At 43.1% G+C, this 18,703-nt stretch carries 16 protein-coding genes and 1 pseudogene; 7 read left to right on the top strand and 10 right to left on the bottom strand.

The features are described from left to right. Positions 1-460: 460 nt before the first annotated feature. Positions 461-769 (bottom strand): annotated as a pseudogene (locus tag GQS54_RS12530) (IS110 family transposase); the annotation flags it as partial. Positions 770-909: 140 nt separating this feature from the next. Between GQS54_RS12530 and GQS54_RS12525 the strand changes: the two are divergent. After that, positions 910-1,137: a hypothetical protein gene (locus tag GQS54_RS12525; RefSeq protein ID WP_166424321.1), complete on the top strand. Its 228-nt coding sequence runs from the start codon at positions 910-912 to the stop codon at positions 1,135-1,137. Positions 1,138-1,241: 104 nt separating this feature from the next. On the opposite strand, the gene GQS54_RS12520 is transcribed toward GQS54_RS12525, so the two are convergent. Then, on the bottom strand, positions 1,242-2,159 hold the full coding sequence (locus GQS54_RS12520) for a LysR family transcriptional regulator (protein WP_166424320.1): 918 nt from the start codon (positions 2,157-2,159) through the stop codon (positions 1,242-1,244). Between the two features lie 239 nt (positions 2,160-2,398). After that, positions 2,399-3,796: an asparagine--tRNA ligase gene (gene asnS / locus GQS54_RS12515; RefSeq protein ID WP_166424319.1), complete on the bottom strand. Its 1,398-nt coding sequence runs from the start codon at positions 3,794-3,796 to the stop codon at positions 2,399-2,401. Positions 3,797-4,054: 258 nt separating this feature from the next. On the opposite strand from asnS, the gene GQS54_RS12510 reads away from it, so the two are divergent. Both GQS54_RS12510 and GQS54_RS12505 read left to right on the top strand, forming a co-directional pair. Beyond that, a complete protein-coding gene (locus GQS54_RS12510) occupies positions 4,055-4,441 on the top strand; it encodes a hypothetical protein (protein ID WP_166424318.1) in 387 nt (128 codons plus the stop codon). A 189-nt stretch (positions 4,442-4,630) separates the two neighbouring features. Further along, entirely contained in the window at positions 4,631-4,939 is a 309-nt protein-coding gene (locus GQS54_RS12505; protein WP_166424317.1) for a hypothetical protein, read from the top strand. Positions 4,940-5,049: 110 nt separating this feature from the next. On the opposite strand, the gene cysK is transcribed toward GQS54_RS12505, so the two are convergent. Beyond that, the gene (gene cysK / locus GQS54_RS12500) at positions 5,050-6,075 is read right to left on the bottom strand and encodes a cysteine synthase A (protein WP_166424316.1); all 1,026 of its coding nucleotides are present in this window, start codon (positions 6,073-6,075) and stop codon (positions 5,050-5,052) included. Positions 6,076-6,216: 141 nt separating this feature from the next. Here cysK and GQS54_RS12495 point away from each other — a divergent pair, with 141 nt between their 5' ends. The 3 genes from GQS54_RS12495 (at position 6,217) to ggt (ending at position 10,225) form a co-directional block, all read left to right on the top strand. Beyond that, positions 6,217-6,669 carry an Lrp/AsnC family transcriptional regulator gene (locus GQS54_RS12495; RefSeq protein ID WP_166424325.1) on the top strand — a complete coding sequence of 151 codons (453 nt, stop codon included), beginning with the start codon at positions 6,217-6,219 and terminating at the stop codon, positions 6,667-6,669. 393 nt (positions 6,670-7,062) lie between these two features. After that, a complete protein-coding gene (locus GQS54_RS12490; RefSeq protein WP_166424315.1) occupies positions 7,063-8,436 on the top strand; it encodes a Na+/H+ antiporter NhaC family protein in 1,374 nt (457 codons plus the stop codon). 97 nt (positions 8,437-8,533) lie between these two features. Continuing rightward, positions 8,534-10,225 carry a gamma-glutamyltransferase gene (ggt, locus tag GQS54_RS12485; protein WP_166424314.1) on the top strand — a complete coding sequence of 564 codons (1,692 nt, stop codon included), beginning with the start codon at positions 8,534-8,536 and terminating at the stop codon, positions 10,223-10,225. An 85-nt stretch (positions 10,226-10,310) separates the two neighbouring features. Here ggt and GQS54_RS12480 read toward each other — a convergent pair whose 3' ends face one another. The 5 genes from GQS54_RS12480 to GQS54_RS12460 form a co-directional block, all read right to left on the bottom strand. After that, positions 10,311-11,033: a hypothetical protein gene (locus GQS54_RS12480; RefSeq protein WP_240919928.1), complete on the bottom strand. Its 723-nt coding sequence runs from the start codon at positions 11,031-11,033 to the stop codon at positions 10,311-10,313. Between the two features lie 185 nt (positions 11,034-11,218). Next, positions 11,219-13,102 (bottom strand): alkaline phosphatase, encoded by a 1,884-nt coding sequence (locus GQS54_RS12475; RefSeq protein WP_166424313.1) that lies wholly within the window; start codon positions 13,100-13,102, stop codon positions 11,219-11,221. 11 nt (positions 13,103-13,113) lie between these two features. Next, entirely contained in the window at positions 13,114-14,697 is a 1,584-nt protein-coding gene (locus tag GQS54_RS12470; protein ID WP_166424312.1) for an alkaline phosphatase, read from the bottom strand. Positions 14,698-14,945: 248 nt separating this feature from the next. Further along, complete coding sequence (lpxH, locus tag GQS54_RS12465) at positions 14,946-15,686, bottom strand: UDP-2,3-diacylglucosamine diphosphatase (protein WP_166424311.1); 741 nt, start codon at positions 15,684-15,686, stop codon at positions 14,946-14,948. A 55-nt stretch (positions 15,687-15,741) separates the two neighbouring features. Further along, positions 15,742-16,236 (bottom strand): peptidylprolyl isomerase, encoded by a 495-nt coding sequence (locus GQS54_RS12460; RefSeq protein WP_166424310.1) that lies wholly within the window; start codon positions 16,234-16,236, stop codon positions 15,742-15,744. A 186-nt stretch (positions 16,237-16,422) separates the two neighbouring features. Between GQS54_RS12460 and cysS the strand changes: the two genes are divergently transcribed. Beyond that, positions 16,423-17,817, top strand: coding sequence for a cysteine--tRNA ligase (cysS, locus tag GQS54_RS12455; protein ID WP_166424309.1), 1,395 nt, complete (start codon positions 16,423-16,425; stop codon positions 17,815-17,817). A 545-nt stretch (positions 17,818-18,362) separates the two neighbouring features. Here the strand turns inward: cysS and GQS54_RS12450 are convergent. Next, positions 18,363-18,611 carry a hypothetical protein gene (locus GQS54_RS12450; RefSeq protein WP_205967743.1) on the bottom strand — a complete coding sequence of 83 codons (249 nt, stop codon included), beginning with the start codon at positions 18,609-18,611 and terminating at the stop codon, positions 18,363-18,365. Positions 18,612-18,703: the final 92 nt, after the last annotated feature.

The following is an 18,703-nucleotide window of genomic DNA, read 5'->3' as shown; positions in this document are numbered from 1 at the left end:
GGCGGATTGACGGGTGTCGGATAATTGGCCAAAGTGGGCTGTGAAGGCTTCGATATACATGCTTTACTCCCTAAAAGAGAGTATAAGATCACGACAGACCTAGCTCGTCAAATAACTCGTTGAATTTTTTTCAACTGGTCAAAAAACATTCACGATCTCGCCCTAGCGGATGAGGCGGTTGTAATTATCCCTTCTATTTCTGGTATTGGTGGAATAGACACTTTTAGTATTGCAATTCCTATTACGGTTGATGGTACTTTTTATCCATCAATAACTGCAGCTTATGAAATTATTCGCCCTGAGTTTACTTATGGGTATATTACCCAGCTCATTCGTGATGGCATGGATCCAAATCGAGCTTTTTCTAAGAAGAAAAAACTAGGTTCAGATCAAGCTCACGGAAGTATAGTAAAAATGTCATCGAAATTGAATTGCTAACAAGAGACTATGGCGTCAATAGCTAATTTGTAATCTTTGGCGCTTCCCACATGACTCCGTCTCTGAGCATTGAATTTAAGATAACAACCATCTTTCTAATCCACGCAATAATAGCCACTTTCTTAGGTTTACCTGCTGCGAATAATCGTTGCTATGTGTGCTTAAATACTGAGTTACTTTGTATCGCTGACATCATACTCCATGCATTAAACCATTCTGACTTGATGCCTGCCTCCTTGGATTTTCCGCAACCATTTATGGCACTCACTTTCTCGATTCATGGGGCCACAGTGACTAACGCAGAGGTTTGTTTTTAGGGGAAATGCCCTAACGCTATTCTATATTAATTAACCTAATTACAGGGCTCCAGCATAGACAGCGTTCTCAAGGTTGATTACCATGCGTTTTTTGTACCCCGATACTCATTAGCAAGCGTTTGAACGCGTTTGTTTGATAACAGAGAGAATAGCGTTGATAAGCGAATTACAGTTTCAATTTAGCAGTGGTCAGTTGGCGAATCGTTTCTTAAACGAACTTACCCATTGGACATCGTCATCTGGCAATGTTGCTGTTAAAGCTAAATTGGCTAAAGGTTCAGATACCGTGAGTGTGCGATACTTTTTCGATGGAAAGGGGTTTGACTATACCTGCTCAGAGTTAGACGATTTAGCTGGGCATTACGGTGGTGAAGAAGTATAGATTAAGCGAATAGGGCTATTTTTTTTGGCTTTTATTGTATCAAATATTTATAAGCCCCTATGCAACCTTCTAATGCATTGCATAGGGGGACTTCAGTTTTGTGACTAGTCTTTAGTGGTACTTGGGTGAAAGGTGGTGACCACATCTGCTATTTGCTCTCTGAGCCAGATGTTAGCGTGATCGTTATCTGCACTTAAATGCCAATATAGAAAGTATTCTACTGGCGCCAACTCAAACGGCATCTCGTATATTGAACATTCATAGTGTTTGGCCAGATGATAAGGCATACAAGCGATCAAATCGGTCTTAACGATAATCGACGGGACGGTGAGAAAGTGTTGACCGCGCATAACAACGCGACGTTTCAAATTCAATTTATTTAACGCTATATCAATAGGACCTGCGCCAGTGCGTCGCTGCGAGATGTTAATGTGCCCAAGTTGCAAAAAGGTGTCTAAATTTAGACCTTGGCTCAGTGCAGGGTGGTTGCGACGGGCAATGACGACAAATCTATCTTCAGCAATTTTTTGTTTACATAGATGTGGGTCCACAAAAGCAGACGATGCGTCAGCGTAAAAATCTAAGCTGCCGCTGGCCATTGCTGACACTATATTGCTACGGGATAAGTCGTAGTTTGTTAAGGTGATATTTGGCGCAACACTTTGAAGCTTTGCTGCCAATCTAGGCATAATGCTGGCTTCCAACAGATCTCGCGCTGCGAAGTTATAACTAATTTCTGCTGTGGTAGGGTCAAAGGTATGACTTTCTTGAACGCTTTTGCGTAATAACCCTAGTGCTTCACGTGCTGGTCCGATAATGTTTTGCGCCGCTGGCGTGGGGGTCATACTGTGCCCTGTGCGCACGAATAACGGATCGTTTAACATTTCTCGTAAGCGGGCAAGTGAGTTACTGACTGCCGGTTGAGTAATACATAATACGTCCGCTGCTTTGGTTAAACTGCCCGCGGTGTAAATGGCGTCAAAAACGGCAAAAAGATTAAGATCAATTCTATTTAAGTTCATAGTGGTTTCACTTTACGCTTTGATTAGGCCTAGAGTAGCCTAAATATCCCATCATTTTAGGTAATGTTTGATTATACAGAACATTCATTTAAATGATAGAAAGGTGCAACAATTGGAATGTAAAAAATTGTAATAAAGTTTTTTAATTCAAGTGCATAGCATGGAATATAAGCTTTTATGCACCAATGTATAGTCAAAAAAAAGCCACCATCCGGTGGCTTTTTTACCCATTATTCATATTAATAATTTGCATTACCTGGTGTACGTGGGAAGGCAATAACGTCTCGTACGTTTTGCATACCAGTCACATATGCGACCAGTCTCTCAAACCCCAAACCGAAACCTGAGTGCGGTACGCTGCCATAGCGTCGTAAATCACGGTACCAACTGTAGTCTTCTTTATTTAAGCCCATTTCTTCTAGGCGGCGGTCAAATACATCTAGGCGCTCTTCACGCTGAGATCCTCCAATGATTTCCCCTATGCCTGGCGCCAGCACGTCCATAGCGGCAACGGTTTTGTTGTCGTCATTAATGCGCATATAGAAGGCTTTGATGTCTTTCGGATAATTTTGCATGATGATAGGCGCACCCACATGCTCCTCAGCTAGATAACGCTCGTGCTCAGATGATAAGTCAACGCCCCAAGACACTGGGAACTCAAACTTCTTGCCGCAATTTTGTAATATTTCTATGGCGTCTGTGTAGTCCATCCGCACGAAGTCTTGCTCAATTACTTTTTCAAGACGACTGATGGCTTCTTTATTGATGCGCTGGGCAAAGAAGGCCATATCATCCCCACGTTCAGCTAACACCGCTTTGAAGACGTACTTAAGTAAGTCTTCTGACAACTGAGCAATATCACTTAAATCAGCAAACGCGACTTCAGGCTCTATCATCCAAAACTCTGCAAGATGGCGACTCGTATTTGAATTTTCGGCACGGAAGGTCGGGCCAAACGTATAGATTTTCGACATTGCGGTGGCATACGTTTCACCGTTCAACTGACCTGATACCGTTAAAAAGGTTTCTTTACCGAAAAAGTCTTGGCTGTAATCGACCTGGCCTTGTTCTGTTGTCGGCGTATTCATCATATCCAAAGTGGTCACTCTGAACATTTCACCTGCACCTTCGGTATCACTGGCGGTTAGAATTGGTGTGCTAACCCAGCAATATCCATTTTCATGGAAGAAACGATGTATAGCCTGCGACAAGCAGTTACGTACGCGCGTGACCGCCCCAATTACGTTGGTTCTCGGACGCAGGTGAGCATGCTCACGTAAATACTCTAAACTATGACGTTTAGGAGCCATAGGGTAGGTGTCTGGGTTCTCAACCCAACCAACAACTTCAACATCACTGGCTTCAATTTCAAGAGATTGCCCTTGGCCTTGCGATTCTTTGAGTACACCTGTGGCAATAATGGAGCAACTAGTGGTTAACCGTTGAATGTCGGCATAATTATTCAGGGTATTCAGAGCAATGACCTGAATTGGATCAAAGCAACTACCATCATGCAAAGCAATGAAGGACAAACCAGCTTTTGAGTCACGACGGGTACGTACCCACCCTTTTACTGTGACTTGCTGACCAACTGAATATTTACCGGCAAAAATATCTGCCACTGGGGCTTGCGCCATGTTCTATCTCCAAACCACTTTGGGTATTTATTAAAATTCGGACTAAACCAAATTATGTCATTTTTTTAAGGGGAAGTGCCATGATAACGCTGCTAAATTACATAAATCAGCAAGCTGTTTATCAATAACAAGACAATTTGTGTGAAAAATACGCTGATATGGCCAAAATTATGCGTCCGTTTCTTGGCTAATTTCACAAGGTGTGTAATCTTACTCAGGTGGCGCTTAGACTCAAGAAAAATCGGAAGCAAGCAGACAATGGAACGCAATAAACAAGATTGGCAGGGCAAAAACCGCCGTAAAACGCGTATAGAGAACGATAAATTATTTCAAATCATGGTTGGATTCAATGTTTTCGGGTGGGTGGTGTTTGTTGCTGCCTTAATTGTCTTTCATTATGCCCGGCCTGAATTTATCACTGGCGCCCAAGAATTTTGGGGCGTTACGGTGCGTGAACAATGGTCGTCATCCTTGAGTACCTATTTAGTAGGCTTATTGTTTGCCTGTGTTGGCTTGAGCTTGGCGGTTTTAATATTAAAGCGCAAGCGCACGCGTCGTAAGAGTGACAATTTTGGTGTGAGTGGTTTTATATTGTTATTAGTGGCCTTAGTGAGTTTGTCTATTCTGTATTTCGAGTTTAACTAACTCGCTTTCTGGGCTTAAGTCTCTTGAGAGCTTTATTTACCGTCAAATTATATCGACTTAAATAAACATTAAAATTGGCTTAAAATCAGTTTGATGGGAACAGATTTGATGGCTATATTGAAACAGTCTTGCACATGTAAGTGCGCAGTAAAGGCAGGTCAGAAATGGAATTTTTTAAAGGAACTTGTAATGTCTAATAATAAAACACTTATTTCACTACTATTGGTAGTTGCCGTTATCGCGTTTACCCTTGTTGTTTTTTCCCCTTTGTTATACTTATCCGCTGAAACGACTCTTTCGTTATTTTTTATGGTCGTTGTTTTGTTATTTAAAATAGCGGGCGCGCTCGCTGCAGGCATTTTATTGATGTTGGTTTTAAGCGACAGGCCATGGCGTAAGCTTCGTCATGTTGACGATATCACGTTCGATGGTTATCAAGCCGGTGCTGTTAAGCGAGAGCCGTTCAAACATGTGTACAACGGTCATCTGCCGAAATAAAATCCTAATATATCAATGATAATAGGGCGCTTTTATAAAGCACCCTGAAAGGTATTCTTATTTAGTTTGAATTAAATTGCTTACCAGCCCTGCTATATAGCGACCAACTGTCAAATTTCTTCATCTTGGGCAAATAACTCTGTACTGAAATAACGCTCCGCTGTATCCGCTAAAATAGTGACAATATTCTTCCCGACGTACTCAGGACGTTTACCAATAAGTATTGCCGCACAAGCTGCGGCACCAGATGAAATACCTACCGGAAGACTTTCTACACGGGCAAGCTCACGGGCATAGAGGATAGAATCTTCGTTACTTACCGTAATGACCTCGTCTAACAAATCCACATCTAGTACATCCGGTATGTGACCTGAGCTTAACCCTTGGATTTTGTGAACCCCAGCGCGGCCTTCACTTAATACCGGACAAGAAGCAGGCTCTACTGCAATAATTTTTATATTAGGGTTACGGATTTTTAGCGCTTTGGCAATGCCTGTGATGGTGCCACCGGTGCCAACGCCAGCGATTAAAACATCGACTTTGCCATCGGTGTCACGCCAAATTTCTTGTGCTGTGCTATTGAAATGCATATCAGGATTGGCTTGATTGCCAAATTGATCAAGCATCACGGCGCCTTCTGTGCTTTGAACTAACTGCTTGGCTTTGTCGATAGCGCCTTTAGTGCCAAGCTCTTTAGCGGTGGTAATGACCTTTGCGCCATAGTGTTTGATCAACTTTTGGCGCTCTATCGACATATGTTCGGGTATGACTATGGTCAATGGGATTGCTTTCATCGCACATATCCATGCACACGCGACGCCATTGTTGCCTGATGTTGCTTCAATAATTTGGGTATTTTCATTGAACGAGTCTGATTGCATCAATGCATTAATCATTGCTAGAGCTGGGCGGTCTTTGATTGATCCCGCAGGGTTGAAATATTCAACCTTGGCTAATATTTCTGCGCCTACGCGATGCTTCTTAGCCAGTCGACTTAAGCGCACTAAAGGCGTATTACCAATGGTTTGGGTAATATCGTCGTAAATGCGTCCTTTGGGTACTGAGATTGAAGATGGGTTGGTGCTGGTTTTATTGGTTTCGTTATTTACTGCAAGTGACAAGGCTTCAGTAGGCATAATGTAGGTACCATCGATTAAGGTTAAATCAGGTAAATACTATGCCATACGATAAGCAGAATAATATTCTAAGTATTGCGCTTGTTTTCGTTTAATTAAAAATTTATTCTAAATTAAGTTCAATAAATGAAATTAAATTTTATGGATAAGTTAGACAGAGAATTATTAAAGTTGTTGCAAGAAGATGCAACCTTGTCTGTTAGTGAGATGGCGGAAGCCGTTGGGCTAAGTACAACGCCGTGTTGGCGACGTATTCAAAATCTCGAGAAACACGGGATTATTAAGAAGCGGGTGGCACTGCTAGATGCGGAAAAACTCAATTTAGGTATGACCGTATTCGTACAAGTAAAGGCAGGACAGCATGACATTAATTGGTTAAGTCGGTTCGCAGAGCACGCCGCAGGTATGGAGCAGATAGTTGAGTTTTATCGCATGAGTGGCGAATATGATTACATGCTCAAAGTAGTAGTATCGGATATGAAGGCGTTTGATGTGTTTTACAAAAAATTGGTGGGAGGAATTGAGTTATCCGATGTTACGTCAAGTTTTGCTATGGAGCAGATTAAGTACACAACTGCGCTGGCCATTGTGTAGTTTTTTAAGTTAATTAGTTTGTGCATAAGGATTATAAGGGTGTAGATACGACAGATTATTTGCCGCACATAACCCGCTTACACTGACAGATTTAGCCCCAGTAAAGTAATTTAGTGAAAATTACTTTGATGCTTATTATATTGTTAAACGTTTTTTACTCATTCAGCCGTGTCGTAGGGTGTTAAGTGCCTAGTGAATCGTAAAGTTGGCCTTGGAACAACTATATCTATTTAAAACCTTAGGAAAAATAGTGTAATGTTGCTGACGAGCACCTCATATGCGTGATAATTTATTCTAATATTTGTACTTAAGTGGCGAATATTTATTTGGGACTCACACTCCAAGTTCAATACACAATAATAATAGCGCAGTGGCGCATATATAAGGTTCTATATGGAATGGTATTCTATTCTTCCGCCAATCATCGCAATCGTGGTGGTCTTTTGGCGCAAAGAAGTTATTTTGGCACTTATACTTGCCATTTTCTCAGCTGAAGCATTACTTGCCTATCGAGGAGATGGAGAGTTTATATTTCATGGTGTTATAGGCTCAATTGAACGGGTAATCGAAATTGCCAGTTCATCGGGCAATACACGCATATTAATTTTTAGCATGTTAATTGGCGCCTTGCTCGCTTATATACGTAACTCAGGCGGGGTTACAGCCACGGTTGAAATGCTAATTAATAAAGGCGTAGCAAAAAGTAAACGTCAAGTGGGGTTTCTCACCATGTTTACTGGCATCGTGGTGTTTATTGAGTCAAATTTGAGTGTGTTGGCATCGGGGATATTATCACGAGGCCTGTATGACAAATTTAAAATGAGTCGAGCGCGCTTAGCTTATGTTATCGACAGCACGAGTGCGCCGGTGTGTATTTTGATTTTACTCAACGGCTGGGGAGCATTTGTTCTAGGCCTACTTAGTAATTACGAACTGGAAGAATCTCCAGTGTCTATTTTGTGGGGCACGATCCCGTTTAACTTCTACGCCATTATTGCTCTGCTGATTGTGTTGTATACCATAGTGACCGATCGTGTTCACGGCCCCATGCGTGAAGCTGAGCGAGAAATGCAGCACAATAATGACGCGAGCCTACCTATTCCTGCCAGTAAAGCGCGCTTTATGTTAGTCCCTTTAGGTACCATGATTTTCGGTATGATTGGCTTTATGTTATGGACTGGCGATGGTGATATAGCCGCCGGAAGTGGCAGTAAATCAGTTCTTTACGCCACGGTACTGGCCTGCATGGTGGCTTATTTCTTGCTGATAAGTGCTAAAAAATACACTCATAAAGAATTGGTCGACGAAGGCTTTAAAGGCATGGGCGAGATTTTGCCTTTAGTCACTATAGTGCTGTTTTCACTGACGTTAGGTGGCAGCTTGAAAGAATTAGGCACGGGTATATTTGTCGCTAATTTAGTGGGCGATTATTTGCCATTGTCATTGATAGTACCAGTCTTGTTCTTAGCGGGTGGCATTATGTCGTTTACCACTGGAACGTCTTGGGGCACCTTTGCCATTCTAATTCCAATTGGCGTGCCGCTGATCCAAACATTAGGTTTGCCACCGTCACTAGTATTAGCCGCTATCTTAGGCGGTGGGGTGTTTGGGGATCACTGTTCGCCGATATCTGATACCACGGCTGTGTCTTCTATTGCATCGGGTTGTGATTTATTAACCCACGTACGTACACAAATGCCCTACGCTTTATTCGGTGGCGCACTAGCATTTATTGGCTACTTTATTGCCAGTTTAATTATGCTGTAGCTGTGGGATTTTAACCTGCTGTATTACTCGTCTACGCTTAATAATCGAATCGGGTGATACAACTAAGTAGTAAATATAACAACTAAAAGGAAGTCTGATGAAGTGTTCATTTATGGTTATGTTATTGGTATTTGTGCTGAGCGCCTGCAACGCGCCTGTACAGGAAAATGATCAGCAAAACCAGCAACAACAAAACCATGTCCAGCAATCTGCTGTTGCCATGCCAGATGCTTTTAGTGCTGACGTCGCTAAGCAAATTATGCTCGATGGCGGCAATGCCGTTGATGCCGCTATAGCAGCGCAATTTGTGTTGGCTGTGACGCTTCCTGAGGCCGGTAATATTGGTGGCGGTGGGTTTATGTTGGTTTACAAGGATCAAAAAGCCGATTTTATTGATTACCGAGAACAAGCTCCCTTAAATGCTTACAGAGATATGTATCTGGATGAGCAAGGTAATGTCGTGCCATATCAGTCCGTTATCGGTATTTTATCATCAGGTGTACCGGGCACAGTTGCTGGTATGTGGTTAGCGCATGAAAAGTACGGCACTTTGCCATGGAACGTTTTAGTTGAGCCCGCGGTAAGACTCGCCATTGACGGGTTTGTGATGCCAGAAAAATTAGCTGGCTATATTAGTCGTTACAGTCAACGCTTAAAAGACAAAGGTTTTGAGGTTAATTTTGATGATTACTTTGCATCAGCAAAAACCGGTGACATATTTAAGCAGCCTGAACTTGGGGCAACATTAACGCTGATCCGCGATCAAGGCCGAGATGGCTTTTATAAGGGAAAAACGGCTAAAACCATCGCCGACTTTATGACACATCACAAAGGTTTGATTAATGAAGAGGATCTCGCTCAGTACGAAGCTAAATCTCGCGCGCCTATTACTGCAAAATGGCGTGATTATGAAGTCGTAACCTCACCGCCTCCTAGCTCTGGTGGCATTGCCATTATTCAGTGGCTAACTTTTTATGACCAATTGACGGCAGGTAAAAGCAAACTAGAGCATAACTCAGCTCCTTATATACATTTACTCGCAGAGGCAGGTAAGCGCGTTTTTGCTGATAGAGCTGAGTATTTGGGCGATCCTGATTTTGTTGACGTGCCAGTCGAAGAACTGATTGACCCAGCATATATCGCTAAACGTGGTGCTAATATCAGAATGGATCATATCTCTGTGACCGAGTTGATTAAGCCTGGTTTAAAAGAAAGCGAAGAAACCACACATTTTTCGATTGTTGATAAATGGGGTAATGCGGTGTCGAACACCACGACCATTAACCTAGGTTTTGGCAGCGGCGTTGTGGTAGAAGGCGCGGGCTTTTTATTGAATGATGAAATGGATGATTTTAGTGCTAAGCCTGGTGTCGCAAATGTGTTTGGTGCCGTAGGTGGTGAAGCGAATGAAATTCAACCTAAGAAACGTATGCTTTCTTCAATGACACCGACTATCGTACTCAAAGACAGAAAAATCAGCGTGGTGACGGGGTCTCCAGGGGGAACAACTATTATTAGCTCAGTGTATACGTCAATATTGAACGCACTTGAATTCAATATGAGTGCCCAAGAAGCGGTGGATGCCCCACGTTTTCATCACCAGTTGTTGCCTAAGGACACCATTCGTTATCACGACGGATTAACGGCTGATACAGTGAGTGCGTTAGAGAAAATGGGTTATATAATGGATAATGAACGCTTTGGAGACCTGCACACTATCGTTAATAGAGGGGGTAAACTTGAGGCCGGCTCTGAATCTAGCGGACGGGGTAAATCGATAGTGTTTTAGTTTATAAGCTGAAAAATACTGAAACAACAAAAAAATGGTTGCTATTTAGGCAACCATTTTTTATTTAATAACAGGTAGACTAGCGTTACTGATGATGATGACCGCCATCCAATGCGTTGCCTTGGTCGTCATAGAAGCCAGACGCCCCTTTTTCAATGAATCCTAAGGTAACCATTTTATTCAAAAACGGGTCACTATGGTCATCGCCAATATCAGCAAAATCTGTCGTTTGATAATTTCCTAAGTGGGCAAAGAAATCATTGATTTGCTTATCACCGTGCTCCACCTTTTGTAATGTCCATGTTTCATGCTTAGTGCCGTTTTTCCAACTGTAATAGCTTGGCAATGCTTGCCTTACTAGCCATTTAACGTTGATTTGTGTGCCGCCAATCGTCTTGCTATAAAACCGGGTAAGCTCGCACCCCGTACCTGTTTCTTTAATGATATCTAACTGAGAGAGTAATGAATTCGAAATAAGTTGGTTGCGGTAGTCCCAATCAGATTCAGCTTTACCGTGAACCTTTTCGCCTGGCTGATACTCAATGGCGCGCTGCTGAGTATCAAAATAACGCGTCGGTTTAATTTGTTGGTTTGAAGACAAATACCAGCTTTCTGTAATGTGCGTTTGCGGATATTGATGGGCAACGGTTTTACCGTTTCGCCAGAGTACTAAATCGCTTGTATGCTGCTGTAAGCCATTTGTTGACTCGACTTGATACGATGCCGATAACGTTGATGATGAAACATCACATTGGGCAAGGCTTTGCGCAGCGTACAAGCAAAGAATAAAAATTAACGATTTGTACATGATTGATTCCTAAAATGGGGGGCGTTTATTTGCAATACCATTTACATGGATACCTGTTGTTGGTATTTCATGGCTAGGCGCTCCCTTATTGGCGTGTTGAAGTCAGTCGTACCGTGACCAAAAGCAATATAAAAACACGTAAAAAGAGTAGGGCACAAGTAGCGCCCTACTGCATATTTACGCGATTACTCTATCGTTTGTGCGCTATTCGCCTTGTTGGTCAAATCCGCGGCGAAATCCATGATGTGATACAACATGCTTTGCTCATTGGTACCGTTAACCAATAGTGCACCTGGACCACTAGCGAATATACCTACGTCTTCACCCGAATGGGTTTCAGATGAAAGTGGAACTAGGGCTTCTTGGTGATAGCCTGGTGTTGTGGTGTCAATGTCTGTTAAATTTTGGCGACCAGCAGCAATGTCAACGTTATAACCTTCGTCAGCGTCTGTTTCTGCACCTAGATTTCGAAACCCTCCACCATTTGTGTATCCTAACGTGGTGTAAGGCATATCATCTGCAGCGAGTGCGGGTTCTTCGGCACCGACATTGACCACTTTACCTAGAATGGGATTACCCCTTTTAGGATAACCCGCAATGGTAAACACATGACCGTGATCAGCGGTGACAATAATTAACGTCTCATCTGGGTCGGTCATGTCCACAGCTCGTTTTACCGCATTAGCGAATTCGATAGTGTCAGTAAGTGCATTGTATGCACTACCAGCATGATGACCGTGATCGATACGACCTGATTCAACCATTAAGAAAAAACCGTTATCATTGTTATCCAAAATCTGAATTGCCTTTTCTGTCATTTGACCAACAGAAGGCTCACCCGCCACATCGTTTTCACGATCCGCTTCATATTGCATATGGGATTCATTAAACAAACCAAAAACGCGCTCAGTGGTTTCAGTATTGATATCATCAAAGCCCGTTTCGTCTGTAACGTATACACCGTTGGTGTACTTCGCCTGCCATTCTGCCGTTAGGTCGCGGCCATCGGTGCGATCGCCTTCGATTGCACTAACCGCATCTGTACTGTTAAATGCAGCGTCTTTGGGTAAGAAGTGACGACGACCCCCACCAAATGCTACTTCAATACCGTCAACATCAATACCGTCTATGCGGGCCTCAAGCATGCTTTCAAAATTAACCAACTGGTCAGCAATGTCGAGACAACCCGCAGTAACTGCCGTTTCTGGCATATCTGATATGTCTTCCCAGTTACGATCAGCTGACTTAGCATACGTTGCTGCTGGTGTCGCATGGGTGATACGTGCGGTTGAAATAATACCGGTAGACTTACCTGCAATTTCGGCCAGTTCAAGTACGGTTATCAATTCATTTCCGGAGGTCGTTGCGCAATCTCCGCGCTCGATATCTTCATCGACACCGATAACACCTACGTCTGTTTTAACACCGCTCATCATCGCGGTCATTGTACCCGCTGAGTCAGGAGTCTGGGCATCAACATTATAGGTTTTTGCAAGACCAGAGAACGCGAATTTATCGAAACTCAATTGATTCTCTTCACCTGGGTTACCTTTTAATTGCCCATCTAAAATACGGGCGGCGGTGACAGTGGATATCCCCATTCCGTCGCCGACGAAGAGAATAACGTTTTTCGCTTTTCCGCGCAGGCTGCTAATGCTTTTGGCGGCTAATGCTGGCGCCGTTTCAGCAGTGCTTTTTGCCGCTGTTGTGTTGGTCGCGTCTAACCACGTTTGACGAGCAGCGGATACAACCTGCTGTCCATCGACAAACCACTCGTTGTTAACATTTGTTAGTAGGGCACTGCTGCTAACAGTAGTGGCACCCGGAGAACAGACATATTCTGTCGCGCTGATTTCAGTCGATTCTAACGTACCACTAGCATCTGCATCGATACCCGAATCAATTTTCACACCACTATTGGGACAATTGACATCACCGGTAGCCAAAGAAGATTGCACAATTAAACTGCTTGAACCGTTAGTACCATTGGTACCATCATCGCCATCGTCAATACAGGCAGATAAGCCCATTACCGCTAGGGCTATCAGGGTTAAATTTAATGTTTTCATTTTTTTCCTACCTATTCCTGAATTAAATCAAGTGCTTGCTCGATAATGTGAAATACAACGCTTTGCTCGACTACCCCTTGCACGAGTTGCGAACCTGGGCCGCTCGCATGCAAGGCAACATCTTCTCCAGAGTGAGTTTCAGAGCTAAGGGGAATAAGCGCCTCTTGGTGATAGCCAGACGTGGTGGTGTCTATGGCAGAAATGTCCATACGGCCTGCAGCAATGTCTTCGTTGTAACTCGCATCACCGTTAGTTTCAGTACCTAAATCATGGAAACCAATACCGTTTGTGTAGCCTACTGTCGTGTATGGCATGTCATCTGCTGCCATTGATGGCTCAGTTTCGCCTACGGCAACTACCTTGCCCAGAATGGGATTACCGCGTTTAGGGTAGCCAGCGATAGTGAATACGTGACCATGGTCGGCAGTGACCAATATAAGGGTCTCATCAGGGTTGGTGCTGTCGATAGCCGCTTGAATGGCATTCGATAACTCGATAGCGTCTGTCAGCGCGTTATAGGCACTGCCTGCGTGGTGGCCATGATCGATTCGACCAGATTCAACCATCAGGAAAAAACCCTTTGCATTATTATCGAGTACGTCGATGGCTTTGCTGGTCATCTCGGTTAGAGAAGGTTCACCTGCAACATCGTTACTACGGTCAGCTTCATATTGCATATGTGATTCGTTAAAAAGACCGAATAAGTGCGTGGTACTAGCAGTGTCAACGGCATCAAAGCCTGTTTTATCCATCACGTATGTGCCGTTACTGTATAGGTCTTGCCATTCTTGGGTCAGGTCACGAGAATCGGTGCGATCACCTTCGATTTCACTCACTGCATCTGCACTGTTAAACGAGGCATCTTTAGGCAGAAAATGCCGACGGCCGCCCCCCATAACGACTTCCAAACCATCAACATCGACGCCCTCAAAACGTGCTTCAAGATTAGCTTCAAAATGTACTAGTTGATCAGCAATATCAACGCAACCTGCTGCTATGGCGGCTTCTGGCATGTCTGAAATATCTTCCCAGTTACGATCGGCCGATTTTGCATAGGTTGCAGCCGGTGTGGCATGGGTGATGCGGGCGGTAGAAACGATTCCTGTCGCCATGCCTTTAATTTCAGCAAGTTCCAATGCGGTGGATACCTCATTACCCGCAACGGTTGAGCACTCGCCGCGTTCAATCTTTTCGTTTACACCGATGACACCTACATCTGTTTTAAGACCGGACATCATGGCGGTCATAGTGCCCGCAGAATCTGGGGTTTGGGCGTCAACGTTGTATGTTTTGACTAACGCGGTATGAGGAAACGATTCGAAGCTTAAATATCCTTCTTCACCTGGATTACCAGCTTGCTGGCCTTGTAATATACGCGCCGCAGTTAGGGTAGATACACCCATGCCATCTCCCACGAACAAAATCACATTTTTAGCTTTGAAATGGTCGTTTGTTTGCAATTTTGCCGCGAGTTTGATTTGTGCATCAGCATACCAGTCACTATCAGTTTGATAGCTAGGTAAAACGTCAGCGTGCAGCGCAGTTGAAACAGCGAATGCAAGTGCACTGGCTGTAGCGATCCAGTTTATTTTCATGTTTATTATCCCGAATTTGATGTGCTTTGGTTGTTTCAGTTACCAGTGAGTCCAGTAATCGCGCTGCTAGCCTAAAGGAGTAATATGAATAATTGCTGACACTTTGTTGACGGTTTAGTGATGTTAAGATGGCATTATCGTGGCAGATTTTTTACTAAATTATGACGGGCTGCAGGTGATGTTGATGAATGTGGGTTCTGCTTCAACGAGAGAATCAAGGAGGGATTTGCTTATTTATGTTTAACGATTTATTGCGCGGATTTAAAAAAGGGATGTTCAGTAAGTAACAATTTATCTTTTGAGACTTTAAGGATGCTGCCTTGATCGTACCAATCACCTAAAACAATACGCTGTGCTGGAAGGCCATTGACTTCAAAGTCATGAATGTCAGGGCGGTGAGTATGCCCATGGATAAGGCGTTGCACATTGAAACGTGCCATGGTGTTTATGACTTCTTGTTGGGTAACATCCATAATTTCAGTTGTTAATTGTTTTTGGTTTTCTTTGCTGGCAGCGCGACCATTGTCGGCAATTCTCTGCCGAGTGGATAAAGGCAAACACAATACGAGTCTTGGCCACCACCAGCCACGTGCTTTTCGCCGAAATTTTTGGTAAGCCACGTCTCGGGTGCATAACTCATCACCGTGGGATATCAATGTTGGTGTACCGTATAAATTTACTACAACTTGTTCCGGCAACAAGGTGAAACCTGCTTGTTTAGCGAAGCGCTCGCGTATTAAAAAGTCACGATTACCATGGATAAAATAAATTTTTACGCCACTATCGGCAACGTGCTTAAATTCACTTGCCACTTTTTGATTAAATGGGGTTTGATTGTCATCGCCTATCCACGCTTCAAATAGGTCACCCAATACATATAAAGCATCTGCTTGGCGTGCGTTGTGTCGCAAAAATTGAAACAGACACTGACTAATATCTTCACGCTCAGGAGACAAATGTAAATCAGCGATAAAATAGGTAAATGACATACTAACAGGCTCTTTATGAGGCCTATTCAGAACGAATAAGCCTCGATAATTTGGATTATTCGTCTATTTCAACTTTTTGAATAACCACATCTTCCACGGGAACATCTTGATGATAACCAGAATTACCCGTTGTCACTTCTTTGACTTTATTGACTACGTCCATACCGTCAGTCACTTTTGCGAATACGCAGTAACCCCAACCATCGCCAGATTCGCTACGGAAGTTCAAAAAACTATTATTAGCAACATTAATGAAAAATTGTGAGCTGGCTGAATGCGGTTCATTCGTGCGTGCCATCGCTAATGTACCAATTTCATTAATCAAGCCATTGTTCGCTTCATTTTTGATGGTCGCTTTTGTTGTTTTTTGTTCCATACCTGGCTCAAAACCGCCGCCTTGAACCATGAAGCCATCAATAACACGGTGAAAAATCGTGTTGTCATAGAAACCTTCTTTAGCATAACTTAGAAAGTTAGCAACGGTTTCAGGCGCTTTGTCTGCGAAAAGCTCGATGCTAATAACACCGTAATTCGTATGAATTTTGACCATTTTAATGCCCTCAGATAAACCAGAAAAATAAAAGTAAGCCATTCTAACGTAAAGCGCAGCGCTTTTTAAGCAGTTGATTCATATTGATTAATGCGAGGGGGGTGACTCGGTGTTAGAATCGTCTTTTCGGTACGCATTCGCGCACCAATTTCGTTTACACAATTATTATTTATAGGAATACGGTTAATGCTACACATATACAATACCCTGACTCGACAAAAAGAGCTCTTTACGCCTTTACATGAATCAAAGGTGGGTTTGTACGTGTGCGGTATCACAGTGTATGACCTATCCCATATGGGCCACGCTCGGACTTATTTAAGTTTTGATTTAATGGTGCGTTACTTGCGCCACAGAGGTTATGACGTGAACTACGTGCGCAATATCACTGATATCGACGACAAAATTATTCAACGAGCGAATCAAAACAACGAAACCACAAGTGAGTTGACCGAACGCACTATTGCCATGATGCATGAAGATTTTGCGGCTATAAATTTACTGCCACCGGATATTGAGCCTCGTGTCACTACTCATATGCCTGAAATTATCGCAATCATCGAGCGCCTTATTAACAATGGTCATGCGTATCAGGCGAAATCTGGCGACGTATTGTTCGATGTGAGTTCGTATAACGATTATGGCAAGTTGAGCAAGCAAGATTTAGATCAGCTCAATATGGGCTCTCGCGTAGACGTAGGCAGCGACAAAGATGATCCAATGGATTTTGTTTTGTGGAAATCTGCTAAGCCAGGTGAGCCTAGCTGGACTTCGCCTTGGGGAGATGGGCGTCCGGGTTGGCACATAGAGTGTTCTGCGATGAATCATAAGCATCTCGGCGATCATTTTGATATTCATGGTGGGGGTTCTGATTTGATTTTTCCTCATCACGAAAATGAAGTTGCCCAGTCATGTTGCGCATTTAATACCCCTTACGTTAACTACTGGGTGCATACTGGCATGGTGCAGGTTGATAGCGAGAAAATGTCTAAATCACTCGGCAACTTTTTCACCTTACGGGATGTATTAAAGCAACATGACTCAGAGACTTTGCGTTACTTCTTAATGTCTGCACATTACCGCAGCCAGTTAAGTTACTCTGAAGGTAATATTACTCAAGCACGCAGCGCCCTGGAACGCTTGTACACTGCATTGCGTGACGTAGTGGCGGATCGTAACGTTGATATGCAAACGGACGATTATCTTGCACGCTTTGATAAAGCAATGGATGACGACTTCAATACACCTGAAGCCATGGCTGTGTTGTTCGATTTATCCCGGGAACTTAATAAAGCCAAAGCAGAAGGTGAAAGCGGGGCAGAGCGTGCAACTAAATTAGCGGGAATACTGCTTAAGTTAGGGCAGGTATTAGGTATTTTGCAACGTAACCCAAATGAATATCTTCAAGGTGAAGAGCAAAATAGTGATGAAAGTGCACAAGTCGAAGCGTTGATTAAAGCCCGAAACGATGCTCGCTCGGCGAAAGATTGGCCAGCAGCAGATGCCGCTCGTGATGCGCTAAATGCTTTAAATATTGTGTTAGAAGATGGGCCAAATGGCACCACTTGGCGCAAAGGTTAAGGCAAAATTTATAAAGTGAGCTTCATATTATTATAGATAGCCTCAAAGGGTGAACAGAGAGCTTTTCACCCTTTTTTTAGGCTTTATTTACGCTGTAAGCAGACGATTTGTCGTGCAGATAATAGTTCCAAATGGTCGTTATTTAAGGTGAATATTTGACAAGGTAAGCGGTTTATCGGCTTAGCTATTAACCAATTCAAGGCTATCAAAACAGCGTCAAAGTTCATCATTAGTATATCTTTTCCAAGGATAACCATTTCCGATGCGATATCAATTTCACCTGTTGCGCCGTTGATATCACCATTTTATTCAATCAATGCGCAGTTACCCTGCATTTATATACAGACTATTTGTGCGCTTATCCCGTTTTATGCCGTGACTGGCGTGCATACTTTCGTTGAACAAGGTCGTCTCAATTGTGGTTGCAGTTTTCTGTGTTGGCTTGCTTGATGCAAATTCAAGTACACTAACTTAGGCTGAGTACTGATTAAAAACGGGCGAACGGATAGCCGTTAGCCCTATATTATTTAAAGTGAATGCTAATCTTAAACTAACCAGCTTTGTATGCTGTTTTCATGCTTGACGATATGCGGCGTAAACTCCAAAGATTGATCTATCATATCCCTACCTGAGATAAGATTTTGTTTGTGATGTTCTTCGATGCTAAACAGATAGGTTTTGTCGCACACCGTTACTGATTGTGCGGGTAAATCAACCCGTATTTGCGTATCCGATTTTGCTTCAACCATTTGCGCTATGTATTTGATGTTGTCTTTGTTTAATATAATTGGCACGATCAAATTATTAATGCATTCGTTTTTATCTTAATTGGTCGTTCCTATGGGGTGACGATGAAAGGAAATAGCCCAACAAGCGTTCTCGTTGT

The sequence above is a fragment of the Paraglaciecola sp. 20A4 genome, assembly GCF_011378905.1.
In the GTDB taxonomy this organism is placed as follows: domain Bacteria; phylum Pseudomonadota; class Gammaproteobacteria; order Enterobacterales; family Alteromonadaceae; genus Paraglaciecola.
Note: the sequence above shows the minus strand (reverse complement) of the source record. Positions and strands in the feature narration are given on the sequence as shown.